The following is a 16,492-nucleotide window of genomic DNA, read 5'->3' as shown; positions in this document are numbered from 1 at the left end:
CACTGAGATTAAGTATGAACTATGGATAGAAGTCGTATTTTACTCGCACTCTCGTCTCACCTTGAAGACCCATTTTCGATCCGCTTAAGAATGGCGGCACCTTGCGTTTGATCTTTTTACGGCCTTTAGGAAAGCGCTTTTCATTTACAAAACAATCAAAGCGTTCGTCTTTACATAGATTAGTAAACTCATCTTTTTGATTCTTAAATACGTAAGCATCGACAGCTTTCGACATGCGATTGCTGGTCTCGATATCGGAATTATCAACGACGATGCCTGCTTCCTTACCGGTTGCAGTTTTTTCGCCCCCAGAAGAAGCCGCGCTTGCTTTAGAAGAATGCTCTGCCGTCGATGACGAAGACTTCCCTTCCTTCGCAGGCTGCGCACAATCGCAAATCGCATGTTTAATCGTTGCACACGAAGACAAAGTCACAAGTGCGAATGCTGCTAAAACTAGTTTCATCATTATTTCGTCCAATCTGTCCAAAGAACATCGCTGCCATTCGGGTGAGCTTTCGCATAATTATAGAAGTCGCGGATAAACTGCGCACGTTCTTTTTGGTATTGATATTTCCAATTATCTTGCGCTGGTACATCAAGCACGTCGTATTCATCACTCAATTTTGCATTACGATTCACGATGTCTTCCAAGGAATCTGTTTTAGCGTTGCGAAGCATATCGTACATGACCATAAACGTCGTAGTGCGACCTTTGCCAGCACGACAATGGAAGTGCACCCAGTTCTTTTCAGGCAATGCACGAACAGCTTCAATGAAACGATCCACTTCACCGTCATCGGGACGAAGATGGTCTGTCACTGTCAGACGCACGTATTCATAACCACGACTGCGCACGACACTTTCTTCGGTTTCAATACTTTGTACAGTTTGCCCGGCGAACTTCGTACCGATACCTGTATCAAGCAGCAGGCGGCGTTCACGTTGCAAAACTTCAGTGTGAGTCAGATCGGCGTTAGCCCAATCATTAGGAGCCTGCCAGGTCACAGGTTTATCATTGATGAAACCGTGCGATTCTTGGCGCAAATCGAAAATGTAAAGTGGAGCCTTCATTTTCTTTGCGGGCTTAGCTAGCTCTTTGACGTTTTTAGGATTGAACATGGAACTACCCGACATGTGAAGGGCGTCGTTCTTACGATAATTAACAAGTTTTGAACCTTCGTATTTTTCGTCAAAGACCGGCTCAACGGGCTCTGTGGGTTGAGGCTTGCTCATGAAAGAAGTTTTCGCCACAGTATTTTTAAGAGAAGTCGCATTGTCCGCTGAAGAAGTTTGAACTTTCTTTTCAGCACAAGCGAGCAACAATAACGGCAGAATCAGGGCTGTTTTCTTCATAGGTTGAATCCTCTACAAAAAGCGTAAAAGATTCAGCCTTGAAAATCTAGAATAAAGCGCGATTAAGACAAAGCTCCGCGATCGAACAGCTCTTCCAAGACCTTGTACGAAGAATCTTGTGTGCGCATGTAATAATGAGCGCGAAGGATCGCTTGTTCCGTTTCATTGAGCGAAGCATTGCTGCCCAAATGTTTTAAACGGTCTTGCGAAATATGATAAAGCGCCAAGGCCCCTGCGACAGAGATATTGAAGCTCTGTACGAAGCCTGACATTGGAATGATGATTGTTTGATCGGCAGCCGCAACCATTTCAGGGCTGACACCGTCTTTCTCATTACCCAATACAAGAGCGCACTTCCCAGTGAAGTCCACTTCATGCAAAGGTTTAGAGCGCGCATCCAAGTGAGTCACATAGATTTTATAACCTTGTGACTTCAAGTTTTTCACGCACTCGGCAGTCGATTTCCACTTTTTAGTTTCAACCCACTTGTCAGCACCTTGAGTAACACGTGCCGACTCTTTGAATTTTTCTTGAGTTTCAATGACATGAAAATTGCCGAAGCCAAGACCTTCCGCAGAACGCATCACCGCAGAAATATTTCCGCGGTCATAGATGCTTTCAAGAACGACAGCCGTGTCGAAATTTCTTTGCGCGACAACGCGCTCGATTTTTTGCACACGATCTGCCGTCAACAAAGGACCGATCTTTTCAAGCACCACTTGGTAGTTCACCTTCAGGTGCGTATTCACTTCAATATCGGTCCCGTATGGAAACATTCTTGCCTGCTTTTACTATAAAGCCCGAAAGGCTTTTAATTATTTATACAGAGATTCTGGATTTTTAGCCAAATCGCGAGTGATATTTTTTTGGTGCGCTTCAAGAGTACCGCCGCCAATTTCTAGCAACTTCGCATCTCTCCATAGTCTTTCAACAACGTACTCACCCACATAACCGTAACCACCCAAAACTTGGATCGCGCGGTCAGCAACGTTTTTCGCCATTGTCGTTGCAACAAGTTTCACACCGTCTGAATCCAAACGATTGCCTTCTTTGTTCAAATCCATGCGACGAGCTGTTTCGTAAACGTAAGCGCGTGCAGCTTTGTATTCAGCATAGCTGTCAGCGATGTAGCGTTGCATTTGACCGAAGTGGTTCAAAGATTTACCAAATGCTTCACGTTCTGTTGCGTAGCGATTCATGATTTCGATGGAACGACGTGCGATACCCAAGCTCATTGCTGCCAAAGTCAGACGTTCGATTTCAAGGTTACGCATCATGTGCAACATTGAATCACCTTCATGACCGACCAATGCCGATTCAGGAACATGGCAGTCTTGGAACACAAGCTCTGCTGTGTTTGAACCACGCATACCCAATTTGTCTTTGATCTTTTGACCAACTTGGAAACCTTTGTGTTCTTTCTCTACCAAGAATGTAGAGATCAATGCACGACCTTGTTTTTCGCCTGTCTTTGCGTAAACCAAAACCAAGTCACAAGGAGTATTGTTTTCATCAACAGTTCCATTTGTGATCCACATCTTACGACCGTTGATCACCCACTCGTTGCCCTTCTTAACAGCTTTTGTTTGCATGCCAAGAACGTCAGTACCTACTGCAGGCTCCGACATCGCCATCGAACCAACCCACTCACCAGAGCAAAGTTTTGGCAAAATGCGAAGACGTTGTTCATCACTGCCGTTCACTGCGATGTTGTTCACACAAAGCATCGAGTGCGCAAGATAAGCCAAGCAGAAACCTGGATCAGAAGCAGACAACTCTTCATGAACGATTGTTGCAGCTGTCGCGTCCATACCCGCGCCGCCGAATTGTTCTGGAACTGTGATACCTAGCAAACCTAGTTCACCGATTTTTTTGAACAATGGAAGATTGAATTTTTCAGAACGATCGTATTCGTGAGCTTGAGGTTCAACCTCGGCCTCTGTGAATTGCTTTACAGTTTCACGCAACATTGCGTGTTCAGGTGTTGGATTATAGAGGTCGAATTCTTTCCAGTTGAAAGACATGGGTTCAGCTCCTTTTATTAGAGTTGCGAATCTAGTGAAATTCATAGCTGTTGGGCAAGGTTTGACGTCAAATAACGCTATGCGTTTTAGGGCTAATTCGTCAACCTTACGCAAAGTGCCTGGACGCTCGTGTTTGAGAGGTCTATTTTTAGATGGTCCCCGTAGGAGATCTTCATGAAAGCAGCTGTTCTTGGTATCGGTACCGAACTGGTCGATGGTCAAATAGTTAACAAAAATGCCGCGTGGATTTCAGAGCGCCTGAAACAATTAGGTCTGACAACGGCTCTGCATCTGGTTGTTCCCGACGATAAAAAACTCATGCTTGAGGCGATGGATTTTTGCGCAAGTTATGGCGATCTTCTGTTCCTGACGGGCGGCTTAGGTCCCACAACCGATGACTTCACTCGTGATATTGTTTCCGAATGGAGTGATAAGCCTTTGATTTTTGACGAAGGCTCGTGGCAACACATTAAAGATCGTCTTGAACCGCGCGGCTACGTCGTGAAAGACGTGCAACGCCAGCAGTGCTTTTATCCGCAAGGCGCGACGGTTTTGAAAAACATGGAAGGCACGGCCAACGGTTTTTCGCTAGAGGCAAAAGACAAAAAGCTTTTCGTTTTACCGGGACCTCCACGTGAAGTTGAAGCCGTGTGGAATTCTTCCATTCATCAATGGCTTGTCGACAATACGACTCACATTGATCCCTACGTGACTCGTCACTGGGATACAATGGGTGTTGGCGAATCAGACGTAGCGTTAATCGTCGAAGACGTTTTAAAAGGTGTCGAAGTCGAAAAAGGCTATCGTGTGCATTTGCCTTACGTCGAAGTGAAAATGTCCTTCTTTAAGTCACAAGAAAAACAGTTCGAACCGTACATTGAGAAAATCACACAAGCCCTGGGCCATTGCCTGATCACACGCGATCAAGAAGACGTGCCGTTGATGTTGGCAAAAGCTTTGGCACCGTTTAATTCGTTAAGCGTGCAAGATTCTGTGACAGGACAATTTTTGATGAACCGTTTGATACCTGTGTTGCGCGATCATATGACGAACAAACAGTGGAGCTTTTCCAATAATGTTATCGACGATCACGCGCAAGTGCGTTTGATGTTGCAACCTAAAGATGAGCATTCCTGTGTCGTGAGTATCGAAAAAGGCAATCAGCGTTTCGCCGATATTCTTGATAGTCCGTACAAACAAATGCCAATGCGCGAACGTCGCGCGCAGTATTTCGCTGAAGTCGCGATGATTTTTTGGCTTAGACATTTGTAAAATTCAAAGTGCAGAAAAGAAAAGCCCTCTGATGAAGAGGGCTTTTTTTTGTTACTTCGGCGAAGCCGAAGTGCAGACCAGGCCAGACCAACCTACTTAATTTTCAAACCTTTAAGTGCGTCGCCCAACGAAGCGAAACCGCCCGAAGAAGCTGATTGGTGTGCTCTCCAGCCACCGTCTTCAGATTCGCCAGGAACACCCAACGAGATCTTTTTATCTTCGAAAAGGATTTGATCAACTTGCACAGTGATCTCGTCACCTTTTTTCTTATTCTCGAAAGTGTTCGCATCCACTGAATCGCGCCATTTAGAACGAGGCAATAGACCTGTGATACCTGGAGCCAGTGTGACGAACAAACCGTATTGTTCTTTCTTTTCAACAGTTCCTTTAACAACAGTGCCTACTGGGAAACGTTGATTCACAGTCGTCCACGGATTGCCTTCGCCGTCCGCTTGCTTGATTGACAATGAAATCTTCAATTTGCCACCGTCAACTTCTTCCATTTTCAAAAGTTTAACCGTGACTGGTTGGCCCACAGTAACAACTTCTTTTGGATCGTGAATACGTGACCACGAAAGTTCAGAAACGTGAACCAAACCTTCAACGCCACCTTCAAGTTCAACAAAGGCACCGAACTTTTCAAGACGAACGATTTTACCGTCCATGATTGTGCCCGGTTGATGTTTTTGCATGAACGCGCCTTCGAATTCCGCTTTTTGCAGATCCAAAAGTTTACGACGAGAAACCACAATGTTGCGGCCTTTCGCATCGAATTGCGTGATGAGGAATTCAAACTTGCGACCTACATATTCAGCCGTGTCAGTGACAAATTTAGAATCAATTTGCGAGATTGGACAGAACGCCGTTTTACCAGCGATAGCAACACGGAAACCACCGTTAACTGCTTCAGTCACTTTACCTTCAATAGGAAGTTCCATGTCGAAAGCATCTTCCAATGAATCTGTAGAAACACCAGACATCGCGCCTTTTTTAGCAACACGAATCTCGCCGCCTTTGATCGCAACAACAACACAGTCAATAACATCACCTACGTGATATTTAACTTGTTTGTTTTCGTCCAAAAGATCTTTAGTCATGATCAAACCGTCGTTCGTTGTTCCTGTAGAAACAAACGATTCTTCTTTACCGATTGAAAGAATCTCACCTTGGAACTGATCACCCACAGACATGCGAGTCTTCAAACTTTTTTCAGAATTAGAGAACATCGCCTCAAAATCTTCAAAAGATTTACCTTCATTAACATCATCACCAAAAATATCTTTTTTAGACATAAAATCTTCCTCAACTAAAAACACAATCATATCCCGCGTCTTCGCGAAGCGAACAGCCAAAGCGACGTTTGCAAAGCAAACCAGCCAAAAGCGGAGTTCGCGGAGCGAACAAGCCCTCCCCGATCGAAGACGGGGTAGCTGGCGTTCAAAAAGGTCGGATGCAAGGCGGAGGGATGCCCTCGCAGCGCAGGCGTGCTTGCAAGCACGTCGAAGCGAGAAGGCGTCCCGACAACGCAGTCAGCCGGCCTTTTTCAACGCCAGCTACGAGCAACCTACCGTAGTGCCGCAATTGGGGCAACGATAACAGCCACTTGTGAGCACTGTGTCGCTGCCACACTCAGGGCATTTCATGGTAAATTCGGGGACAATATCCACTTTAATTTCTTTGGTTTTTCCCTCAAGGGTTTCACCTTTGATTTTAAGATTAAGCGGCTGACTTTGTTTGCTGCCATCACGATACACCGCGACGGCCTTTACGCCCAAACGCCAAGCCAAGAAATAAATATCGCTAATATCTTTTTCTGTGGCGGCATTCGGTAAATTCACCGTTTTAGAGATCGCGCCACTGATAAAAGGTTGCACCACTGCCATCATTTTCACATGGCTTTCAGGTGACAGCACACGGCCGCCGGGGGCTGCATTCGCGCAATCGAAAACTGGCAAATGCTCTTTCTTCACATCAGGACAATGCTCGAGTGAGTTATGCTCTTCGACCCATTTTAAAATACGTGAGATCTGATCGTCCGAATAATTAAGAGCACGAAGTGCCGGCTCTACAGCTTGATTGACGATTTGAATTTCACCACCGCCCACAAGTTTTTTAAATTTGATCAACGAGAAATCAGGTTCAATCCCCGTCGTATCACAATCCATCAACAAACCAATCGTCCCCGTCGGTGCGATCACTGTCGCTTGCGCATTTCTAAAACCGTGCTTGTTGCCGTTATAAAGCACAGCCTTCCACAAATTTTTTACGGCCTTATCAAGGCCCGGTGGCAACATCGCCCACTCGACACCGTTGACGGCCTTCGCGTGCATTTTCATAACCTTCATCATCGGGGCACGATTTTTCTTAAAGCCCGCAAAGGCTCCTTTAGCACGTGCCATTTCCGCTGACGTCAGATAAGCCACACCATGAATCAACGATGTCAGCGCACCCGCCCAGGCACGCCCCTCGTGACTATCGTAAGGCAAACCTTTACGCATCAACAGCGAACCGAGATTCGCAAAACCCAATCCCAGCGGACGATAATCGTGAGAATTCTGCGCAATCTTTTCCGTCGGATAACTTGAATAATCGACCAGGATTTCTTGGGCGACAAACAAAGTGCGTGCGGTGTGAATCAACGATTCAAAATCAAAACTGCCATCTGGATTTAAGAACTTCACTAAGTTGATAGAAGCCAGATTGCAGGCTGAATCGTCCAAGAACATATATTCCGAACATGGATTGCTGGAACGAATAATGTCGGTATTAGGACATGTGTGCCACTTGTTGATAGTATCGTGGAATTGAATCCCCGGATCCGCGCACACCCAAGCCGAGTGCGCGATTTTCTCCCACACTTCACCCGACGGCAGTTCGCGATGAACCTTGCCAGTGACACGGGCTTTTAGTTTCCAAGGTTTTTCTTCTAAGATCGCTTTCATAAACGCATCAGTCACACGCACAGAGTTGTTGGCGTTTTGACCCGATACCGTGCGATACGCTTCCCCTTCGAAATCAGAACTAAGACCCGCTGCGATCAGCATGTGGGCTTTCTTTTCTTCTTTCATTTTCCATTCGATGAAATCTAAAACTTCCGGATGATCAATGTCGACCACAACCATCTTCGCAGCACGACGAGTGGTGCCGCCTGATTTAATCGCGCCCGCTCCCCGATCTAAAACTTCAAGGAATGAAATTAAACCGGAACTGTGCCCGCCTGAACTAGTGGGTTCGTACTTACTGCGAATTGCAGAAAAGTTACTGCCTGTGCCCGATCCGTATTTGAAAAGTTTTGCTTCGGTTTTAGCGAGTTCAAAAATATCTTCAATCGAATCCTGAACACTTTGAATGAAACATGCTGAACACTGTGGACGTTCGTAAGCATTTTCAGTCGCTTGAATGGATTTTTTTCTTTCGTCCCACGCGAAGTGTTCACTAGGCGAAGAGATTTTATATGACTCCCACAAACCCGCATTGAACCACACCGGGCTGTTGAAGGCTCCCCGCTGTGATAACAGAATGTATTTCAATTCCTTTGCGAAAGTGTCGGCATCTTTTTTTGAAGCAAAATAATTTTTCTGCTTAATTCCTGAAGCGACGATGGCTTTCACCACTCGGTCCACGAGCTGGCGCACAGATTTTTCTGATTTTGTTTTTGGCACTCCGACTTTGCGGAAGTACTTGCTTGCTGCAATTTCAACTGCAAGTTGTGACCAACCTTCAGGCGCTTCGACGTTATTCATCTCAAAAAAGATGTCGCCTTTGCGATTCTTGATTTGGCAATCCACCTTCTTCCACTGAAAAAGGCTTTCTGGATTTTTACCAGCCGGAACAAAATAAGATGGAGAATGCAGTGTCGTTGTTTTTGCCATGGACTTCATTGTAAAGACTCGAACACTCATGCTCAACCTCTAGCATGTGTAGGATCTAGTCCGTAGGGGCATTAAAGCTTCGCAATATGGAGCACTAATGTTCGATCGAAGCTTGTTTGTTTATCTCCACCCGCCGTTAAGAAAATATGTGGCCCGTTTCTGAACATTTTTGACGAAGGTAAGCGTGGAACAAGAATCTACACAAAAGCGAAGTCTTCTGATCATCAAGTCGCACGCCCAAGGTCTAGCTCCTGCAGAGAGCTTTTTGAAGAACCGTGATTGGGTCATCAAATCGACCGCGAACCTTAAAGAGGCCCTGATCTATCTTGTGCAAAATCAGCCGCAATTTGTGATGGTCAGCATCGATCATCCAAATCGCAAAGTACGTAATCTTCCCAAAGTTCTGACTCAAGCCTTCCCCGTCGTCGTTATTGCTTTTTCTGAAACCGCGTCGGCTGCAAACTTAAAAATCTTGTCAGAGACTTCCGCAGAATACGCAATCTTCCCGCCGATCACAGGTCCTTCCATCGAAAGAACTGTGAATAAATATTATAAGGATCTGCAAACAAAAGGCTTAAGTGCTTCCTCACGTGATTCTTCATGGGGACAAGCTGAAGGCGGCCAAGCCGGAATGATTTCCATCAAAGGTGCTAACGGGAGCAACGAAGCATCGGCAAATTTTCTAGCGCAATTTTTAGCAGGCGATAACGATGATCAAGCTTTGATGGGCTCACTTTCATCTAAGCTGGATGCTTCACAACAAGGTTCTCAAGGCGATGCGATGCACGCTCGGTCGTCGAGTTCTCAAGCTGACGCGAATCCTTCGAATGCAAATGGCATTTCTGCTTTAGAAAAAAACAATCCCTTTGCGAATGCGATGCAAGCAGATGAACCAAAACAAGCGGACTATCATCCGTCACAAAAAAAGAACAATGGCCCCGGTTGGGCGCCAACAGAAATGCCAGCGCCATCGAAAGAACGCCCTGGTGCCGAGTCATTGGATTATGATCGCAAGCGTTTAGCGGGCCAAGACTCGTTGATGTCGCAAGGTGCGCGTGATGCTTTAGAAAAATCCTGCATCAATTTTACCGAACCAGTTGTCGAATTAGAAAAAGCCACAAACATGGCGTGCATCCTTGTCGAGTCTTCGCGCTTTTCAGGATATTTGATTGCAGCAATGGCTAAAGATAAAAAAATGGACACGCTGTTCATTGATAAAGTTCGTTCGCGCTTATTTAAATTTTTGCGCGACAACGGTGAACAACTTCCCGATAGCGAAACAATGCCAATCAAAGTTAAAGAAGTTCCGTTTGAAGACTGGGCTCTTGAACACGCCGATTTCTTGCGTAAATCAGCACACAATGGTGAAGAGATCGCCATGGCTTTCTTCCCGCGCCGGGACCTAAAAGTAAAACTTCTTGATTGTAGCGATGAAGAAATGGCTGCCATTCACATTGATGAATTAAGCTCCGACATTCCGGTTGAGTTCAACGTGTACATCTATCTGCCGCGTAATAATAAGTATCTGCTTTATACGCCCTGCGGTGGCACGTTCATGCACAACCAGAAAGAGCGTTTAGTTAATTCAGGTGTGTCTCATCTTCACATTTTACGCCTTGAGCTAGCGGGTCTAGACAAATACAGAGCCCAAAATTTCCTTAACGACAAAATTAACGAATTCCAAGCGAAAGAGCGCGACAAAGTCCTCGTATAAATATCTTTCATCCGCCCCTTCTGCTATGCTAGACAGTACGTATGGAAAGTCCTGTTAGCAAAGATTCTGGCGTCTATCTCGATTACAATGCGACCACTCCCATTGACCCGCAAGTTTTTGCCGTCATGGAACCTTATCTTAAAGAATTCTACGGCAATCCATCAAGTGCTGCTCACCATTGGGGTTGGGCCGCAGACAACGCCGTTCAAAAAGCGCGCGCACAAATTGCTTCATTGATTGGAAGCAAACCTTCTGAAATCACATTTACGGCGGGAGCAACTGAAGGAAACAATTGGTTGATCTTCGGCTTGATTTCTAAAATACGCGAAGAAAACCCCAATGAACCGATTCACATGATCACAACTTCGGTTGAACATCATTCAATCATTCACGCGATGAGTGCAGCGAAAGCTCAGCATGTTGAAATCGACATTCTGCCTGTTGATAAGTTCGGCCAAGTCGAAATTGAAACTGTTCGTAAGGCGATCAAACCACATACAAAATTGATCAGCATCATCTGGGTGAATAACGAAATCGGCACGATCAATCCCATTGTAGAAATCGCAAAGATCGCGAAAGAAAATAAAATATATTTCCACACTGATGCGACTCAAGCCGCAGGAAAAATTCCAATCAACGTGACAGAGATGGGAATTGATCTGATGTCATTCTCTGCCCATAAACTCTATGGTCCGAAAGGCATTGGGGCGTTGTATATTCGTTCGAAAGATCCCAAAGTTCAGATCAATCCGTTGTTCTTTGGTGGTGGTCAGGAAAAAGGTTTGCGAGCTGGAACTTTAAATGTACCAGCGATCGTAGGTTTCGGTGCTGCTGCGGAAATTTGCGAACACGTTATGAAAGAAGAAGCTGCTCGTTTAACGAAACTGCGTGATCTTTTATGGAAGACGTTGCAAGAAAAAATTCCTGACGTAAAACTCAACGGTCATCCGACAATGCGCGCTCCAAATAATTTGAACATCACTCTGCCTGTTACGACGGACAGTATCTTGGGTCGCATTCAAAAGTTGGGTGTCAGCATGGGCTCGGCCTGCACCTCGGGAACCATGACGATGAGTCACGTTCTGGGTAGCATCGGCCTTACGCTGGAAGAAGCTCAGGGATCGCTGCGCATGACCTTAGGACGCTGGAGTACCGAAGAGGAAGTTCTACGTGCTGCCGACATCCTTCAGAGCGCCATAGCAAAGCAAAATAAGTAATATTTTCAGTATTTTAGAGACTCTTTTAAGGGCCTCAGCCCCCCTTGGACTGGCTCCTTCCCCCCAGGCCCGCTTCTGTGCTACAATCATTGTTACGTTTTGAAGGAGTTTTCTATGATCACTATTTCCCCGGAAGCAGCTACAAAGCTTGCGACATTGAAAAAAGAAGAAGGCAAAGCTGACGATGCATTTCTTCGCGTGGAAGTAAAAAAAGGCGGCTGCTCTGGCTTGTCTTACAAAATGGACTTCGACACGAGCTCTCGTGATGGTGACAAAGCGTTTGAATCAAACGGTCAAAAAGTTGTCGTTGATCCACAAAGCATGCTTTACATCTTGGGTATGACTTTGGAGTATTCTGGTGGTTTGAACGGTAAAGGTTTCGTGTTCAACAACCCGAATGCATCTAAGAACTGCGGTTGCGGTTCGTCGTTCAACGTTTAAGCTGCTACAACTTTTCCCGCAAAAAATTCAAGTAAGTGTTCTGCGATCATTTGGGGTTGGGATTTAATAGCTAAGTGTCCCGCCCCTTCTAAACGAATCACATCTTCGCATCCAATTAATTGCGCAAACTTATAATAAGAATCCTCTGTGAAAAGAAGATCTTCTTTATCGAAGATCAAACGACACTCACCTCGATAAGTTAATAATTCTTTACTCCACGACTGCCAGTTTTCATTGCGCAAAACCCACGCGAAGTGATGAATCATATAGGCGACGAATTGCAGCTTACGACCTTGCAGTCTTTCAACGGCAGTGACACCTTCAGAACGCTCATCACGGAAGATCTGCGCCGAACGACGCAAGAACGCCTTCCCCATCGGAGTCGTTAACATCACATAGATGCTTTTTAAATTCAGCGGAATCGTAAAAAAGAATCTTAATTCCAGCGGCGTGAAAGAGCGCACGGGATCAGTGACCATCGGATTAATCAACGCCGTTCGTTTCACCAAATGCGGATAACGAGTGGCTAAGCCCCACGCCAGCGCCCCACCAAAACTCAAACCTGCCACATTCACTTTTTCATTTGGAAAATGCACTGTAATAAACTCAGCAAGATTTTCGATTTGTTGAGTGAACGTCAGTTTGTCCGTGCTGAGATAAAGATGGCCTAAGTTTGGAACGATGACTCGGTATTTGCTTTCAAGAAGATCCGCAACAGGTTGCCAATGATGAATACTTCCACCGTAACCATGAAGTAGAAGTAAAATAGGGCCCTGCCCGCGCTCGCGGTAAGTGATCTTATGATGAGACATCTATAAGACTTGTCGGATCTTTAACTGCGGTAATGAACAGGACTTTTGACTAAGCCTTGTCGCCAGAATCAGAATTTCCCGTTGGGCCTTGTTGCGGCTTCGGTTTTTGCTGCTGTTGATTCTGATTATGTTGCTTAGGTTGCTGTTGGTTTGGGTTCCCACCTTTTTGTTGGTGTTGTCCCTTACCTTGTTGCTGCCCACCTTGTTTGTTCTGATTTTGGTGTTGCGGCTTATTCTGTTGTTGCTGACCGCCGCCCTTAGCTTGCTGCTGATTGTGTTGCTGCTTGCCTTGGTTCTGTTGGCGATTTTGATTTTGGTTCTGATTGTTCTGCTTTTGGCCTTGTTGTTGTTGGCCTTTGCCCTGCTGCTGACCACCACCTTTTTGATTTTGGTGTTGGGGTCTGTTCTGCTGCGGCTTGTGTTGTTGCTGTTGAGGTTTGTGCTCTCTTGGAGCTTGTTCTTTTGCTTGTTGAGGTTCAGACGAGCCTTCATCAGCAGAACTTTGTGTTGCAGAAGAAGCCGCAGCTGCCGCTTCTTTTTCGTCCAACAACATCATGTCGTTCACTGCTTTAGATTCCATTTGTTTATTGGTTCTAAAGCCGCGGATTTTTTTCGTTTGATTTTCTTGGCGCTCAACTTGTTCAGTCAAATCGACAGTTACGTCACCAAAGCAATGCACTTGGCAACTCAGACGACGACCGTCGATGAAATAGCTTGTGCCGATAAGGCTTAATTCCGCTTTATTGGGCGGAAGAATATTGTTTTCTCCTTCGCGAATACGCACACGGCATTCAGCGCAAGAAGGAACACCCTTACAGATAGAGCGGATCTCAATATGATTTTCCGTAGCAATCTGCAAAAGGCTCTTATCAGGAGACACTTCGACTTCTACATTCTGCGGAATAAACTTAACTTTCATACATCGATCCTTACTCTAACTACCAAAAAACAATTTACGAACGCGGCGAAGATTATTTTACGATGATCTTCGCGAACTTCGTTTTCGAACCCTTCACGACTTTGTCGTGCAGATCCGCCGCCTTCAATTTCAATTTCGCATCAGAAACTTTCTGACCTGCGATTTGAACTGCGCCGCCTTGAACCATACGATTTGCTTCACTGTTAGAAGATGCAAAACCAAGTTTCACAAGGACTTGCGCGATACCAATTCCGTCAGCGCCGATATCAGCTGCTGCGAATTCCACTGAAGGAATATCGTCAGGCAAACCTTTATCAACGAAGATACGATTGAATTCATCTTCAGCATTTTGTGCCGCTGCTTCCGAGTGGAAACGTTTGATCAAGAATTTTGCCAAATTCACTTTCACATCACGCGGATGTTTCTTGCGATCAGCAACGTCTTGTTTCAATTGCGCAAGGCCGGAAGCGCCAACGTCTGTCAAAAGTTCGTACCAACGGTACATCAACTCGTCAGAGATTCTCATCGTTTTACCGAACATATCTTTCGGAGTATCAACAACGGAAATGTAGTTATCCAAAGACTTCGACATTTTGTTTACGCCGTCGATACCTTCAAGAATTGGCATCGTCAAAACGCACTGAGCTTCCTGACCGTAAGCCGCTTGCATATCGCGACCGACAAGCAAGTTGAACTTCTGATCCGTACCACCCAACTCCACATCTGCTTTCAAAGCCACAGAGTCGTAACCTTGAGTCAATGGATACAAGAATTCATGAATCGCAATCGGAGTTCCCGATTTATAACGTTTCGTGAAATCATCACGCTCAAGCATGCGTGCGACAGTGTATTGCGCAGACATACGAATGAAATCAGCCGGAGTCATCTTGTTGATCCAAGAAGAGTTGTAAACAATCTCTGTCTTTTCCGGATCTAAGATTTTGAAAATCTGTTTTGCGTAAGTGGCACCATTCGCTTCGATTTCTTCACGAGAAAGAACCGGACGTGTTGTGCTCTTACCTGACGGGTCACCGATCTGCGCAGTAAAGTCACCGATCAAGAAATAAACTTTGTGACCCAATTCTTGGAACGTACGAAGCTTATTGATCACAACGGTGTGACCAATATGAATATCCGGACGAGTTGGGTCCGCGCCCAATTTAATGTTCAGCGGAGTATTCGTCTCTTTCGAACGTTTTAGTTTTTTCAGCATCTCTTCATCATTGATGAATTCTGCAACACCAAACTTAATACGTTCTAACTGCTCTTTCGGATCTAAAAAACTCATACGACTACCTAGCGTGTTCTACTGAACGAGTTTCACGAACGACTGTTACTTTCACGGCGCCTGCTTGTGGTACTTCGCGCTCGATCTTACGAGCGATATCGCGAGACAACATCACGGCTTGGTCATCAGTCACTTTGCTTGATTCAACTAGAACACGAACGTCTTTACCGGCTTGAAGAGCCAAAGTTTTAAGAACGCCGTCAAAGCTGTTACCGATGCTTTCAAGATCTTCCAAACGGTGGATGAAGGCATCCATTTGTGGACGACGCGCACCTGGGCGAGACGTCGACAACGTGTAAGCCGCGTGAACAATCCACGCAAGAAGTGAATGCGGCTTTTCTTCTTCATCGTGAGCACGGATCGCGTGGCATACGTCTTCAGATTCACCATATTTTTTAGCGGCTTCAGCACCCACAGTGGCATAGCTGCCTTCTGCTGTGTGATCGATCGCTTTACCGATATTGTGTAGCAAACCGGCACGACGTGCTTGTTTTACGCTAACACCCAATTCACCCGCTAGAAGACCGGCGATTTGCGCAACTTCAAGCGACTGGTTCAAAGCATTTTGACCTTGGTACGAACGGTATTTCAAACCACCGATGATTTTCACAAGCTCTGGATGGATGTTCGCAACACCCAATTCCATTACGTGGCGTTCGCCTTCTTCTTTGATGGACTTCATCAATTCGTTACGTTGTTTCTCTACAACTTCTTCGATACGTGCTGGATGCACACGACCGTCTTCCATCAATTTTTCAATTGTTCTGCGCGCCAATTCACGACGAACAGGATCGAAGCCAGAGATCACTACAGCTTCTGGAGTATCGTCGACGATCAAATCCACACCACAGTGCGCTTCCAAAGTTCTGATGTTACGACCCTCACGACCGATGATTTTACCTTTCATCTCGTCGTTCGGAAGTGCCAATACGGAAACTGTTCTTTCAGACGTGTACTCAGACGCGAAACGTGACAAGGCTACGGCCAAGATACGTTTTGATTTTGCTTCTGATTCTTTTTGGGCTGTTTCTTCGATTTGTGTCAGACGTTTTGAAACTTCTTGTTTTGCTTCGTCTTCAAGAGCCGTCAGCAACTGGCGTTTCGCTTCTTCTTGAGTCATCGCTGCCACAGATTCTAATTTCTGTTTTAGCTCAACGATGTGCGCTTCACCTTTTTTCTCTAGATCTTTGATACGATTTTCAGAGATCGCGATTTTTTCTTCGCGGTCTTTCAACGTGTTCAAATAACGGTCGTTTTCTTCCATCTTTGCTTTGAACTGTTGATCGATTTCTGTCAGGCGACGTTCCAATTGCGACTCTTTATTTTTCAAAGTCGATTTTTGTTTGTGAATGTCGGCTTCAACATTCTTACGCGCGCGCGCTTCGAAGTCTTTTGCTTTTGTTTCAGCATCTTTTTTCAATTTCGCAGCTTCAGAGTTCGCTCTGTTGACGATACGTTCTGCTTCGATACGTGCTGATTTCTTTTTATTGTTGTCTTGCAAACGCTTGATCACAAACACAACAACCGCACCCAAAATGAGTCCCACAATTGCGGCAATGACGATTTCCATATTAACTCCT

At 45.5% G+C, this 16,492-nt stretch carries 14 protein-coding genes; 4 read left to right on the top strand and 10 right to left on the bottom strand.

Annotated features, from left to right (window positions below; translation table 11 throughout):
• Positions 1-19 precede the first annotated feature (19 nt).
• The 4 genes from DOE51_RS05540 to DOE51_RS05525 form a co-directional block, all read right to left on the bottom strand.
• Positions 20-466, bottom strand: a complete 447-nt coding sequence (locus DOE51_RS05540; RefSeq protein ID WP_142695570.1) for a hypothetical protein — start codon at positions 464-466, stop codon at positions 20-22.
• Entirely contained in the window at positions 466-1,353 is an 888-nt protein-coding gene (locus DOE51_RS05535) for a tyrosine-protein phosphatase (RefSeq protein ID WP_142695569.1), read from the bottom strand. Before DOE51_RS05535 ends, DOE51_RS05540 begins: the two co-directional genes overlap by 1 nt.
• 62 nt (positions 1,354-1,415) lie before the next feature.
• Positions 1,416-2,129, bottom strand: a complete 714-nt coding sequence (locus tag DOE51_RS05530) for an RNA methyltransferase (protein WP_142695568.1) — start codon at positions 2,127-2,129, stop codon at positions 1,416-1,418.
• 39 nt (positions 2,130-2,168) lie between these two features.
• Positions 2,169-3,377: an acyl-CoA dehydrogenase family protein gene (locus DOE51_RS05525; protein WP_142695567.1), complete on the bottom strand. Its 1,209-nt coding sequence runs from the start codon at positions 3,375-3,377 to the stop codon at positions 2,169-2,171.
• Positions 3,378-3,551: 174 nt separating this feature from the next.
• Between DOE51_RS05525 and DOE51_RS05520 the strand changes: the two genes are divergently transcribed.
• Positions 3,552-4,649 (top strand): molybdopterin-binding protein, encoded by a 1,098-nt coding sequence (locus DOE51_RS05520; RefSeq protein ID WP_142695566.1) that lies wholly within the window; start codon positions 3,552-3,554, stop codon positions 4,647-4,649.
• Positions 4,650-4,741: 92 nt separating this feature from the next.
• On the opposite strand, the gene DOE51_RS05515 is transcribed toward DOE51_RS05520, so the two are convergent.
• Complete coding sequence (locus DOE51_RS05515; RefSeq protein WP_142695565.1) at positions 4,742-5,941, bottom strand: S1 RNA-binding domain-containing protein; 1,200 nt, start codon at positions 5,939-5,941, stop codon at positions 4,742-4,744.
• 261 nt (positions 5,942-6,202) lie between these two features.
• A complete protein-coding gene (locus tag DOE51_RS05510; protein WP_142695564.1) occupies positions 6,203-8,521 on the bottom strand; it encodes a vitamin B12-dependent ribonucleotide reductase in 2,319 nt (772 codons plus the stop codon).
• Positions 8,522-8,705: 184 nt separating this feature from the next.
• Between DOE51_RS05510 and DOE51_RS05505 the strand changes: the two genes are divergently transcribed.
• The 3 genes from DOE51_RS05505 (at position 8,706) to DOE51_RS05495 (ending at position 11,893) form a co-directional block, all read left to right on the top strand.
• Positions 8,706-10,235, top strand: coding sequence for a hypothetical protein (locus DOE51_RS05505; protein ID WP_142695563.1), 1,530 nt, complete (start codon positions 8,706-8,708; stop codon positions 10,233-10,235).
• 41 nt (positions 10,236-10,276) lie between these two features.
• Positions 10,277-11,452, top strand: a complete 1,176-nt coding sequence (locus DOE51_RS05500; protein ID WP_142695562.1) for a cysteine desulfurase family protein — start codon at positions 10,277-10,279, stop codon at positions 11,450-11,452.
• 114 nt (positions 11,453-11,566) lie between these two features.
• On the top strand, positions 11,567-11,893 hold the full coding sequence (locus DOE51_RS05495) for an iron-sulfur cluster assembly accessory protein (RefSeq protein WP_142695561.1): 327 nt from the start codon (positions 11,567-11,569) through the stop codon (positions 11,891-11,893).
• On the opposite strand, the gene DOE51_RS05490 is transcribed toward DOE51_RS05495, so the two are convergent.
• From DOE51_RS05490 to rny, 4 genes are read right to left on the bottom strand one after another with little or no spacing between them, the layout of a single operon-like run.
• Positions 11,890-12,705 (bottom strand): alpha/beta fold hydrolase, encoded by an 816-nt coding sequence (locus tag DOE51_RS05490; protein WP_142695560.1) that lies wholly within the window; start codon positions 12,703-12,705, stop codon positions 11,890-11,892. The genes DOE51_RS05495 and DOE51_RS05490 overlap by 4 nt on opposite strands.
• Before the next feature lie 49 nt (positions 12,706-12,754).
• Complete coding sequence (locus tag DOE51_RS05485) at positions 12,755-13,624, bottom strand: 2Fe-2S iron-sulfur cluster-binding protein (protein WP_142695559.1); 870 nt, start codon at positions 13,622-13,624, stop codon at positions 12,755-12,757.
• 52 nt (positions 13,625-13,676) lie between these two features.
• Complete coding sequence (tyrS, locus tag DOE51_RS05480) at positions 13,677-14,912, bottom strand: tyrosine--tRNA ligase (RefSeq protein WP_142695558.1); 1,236 nt, start codon at positions 14,910-14,912, stop codon at positions 13,677-13,679.
• A gap of 4 nt (positions 14,913-14,916) precedes the next feature.
• A complete protein-coding gene (gene rny / locus DOE51_RS05475) occupies positions 14,917-16,482 on the bottom strand; it encodes a ribonuclease Y (protein WP_142695557.1) in 1,566 nt (521 codons plus the stop codon).
• Between the last annotated feature and the right edge of the window lie 10 nt (positions 16,483-16,492).

This window comes from Bdellovibrio sp. NC01, from assembly GCF_006874625.1.
Classification (GTDB): Bacteria; Bdellovibrionota; Bdellovibrionia; order Bdellovibrionales; family Bdellovibrionaceae; genus Bdellovibrio.
This window is presented reverse-complemented; position numbering and strand designations above follow the sequence as displayed.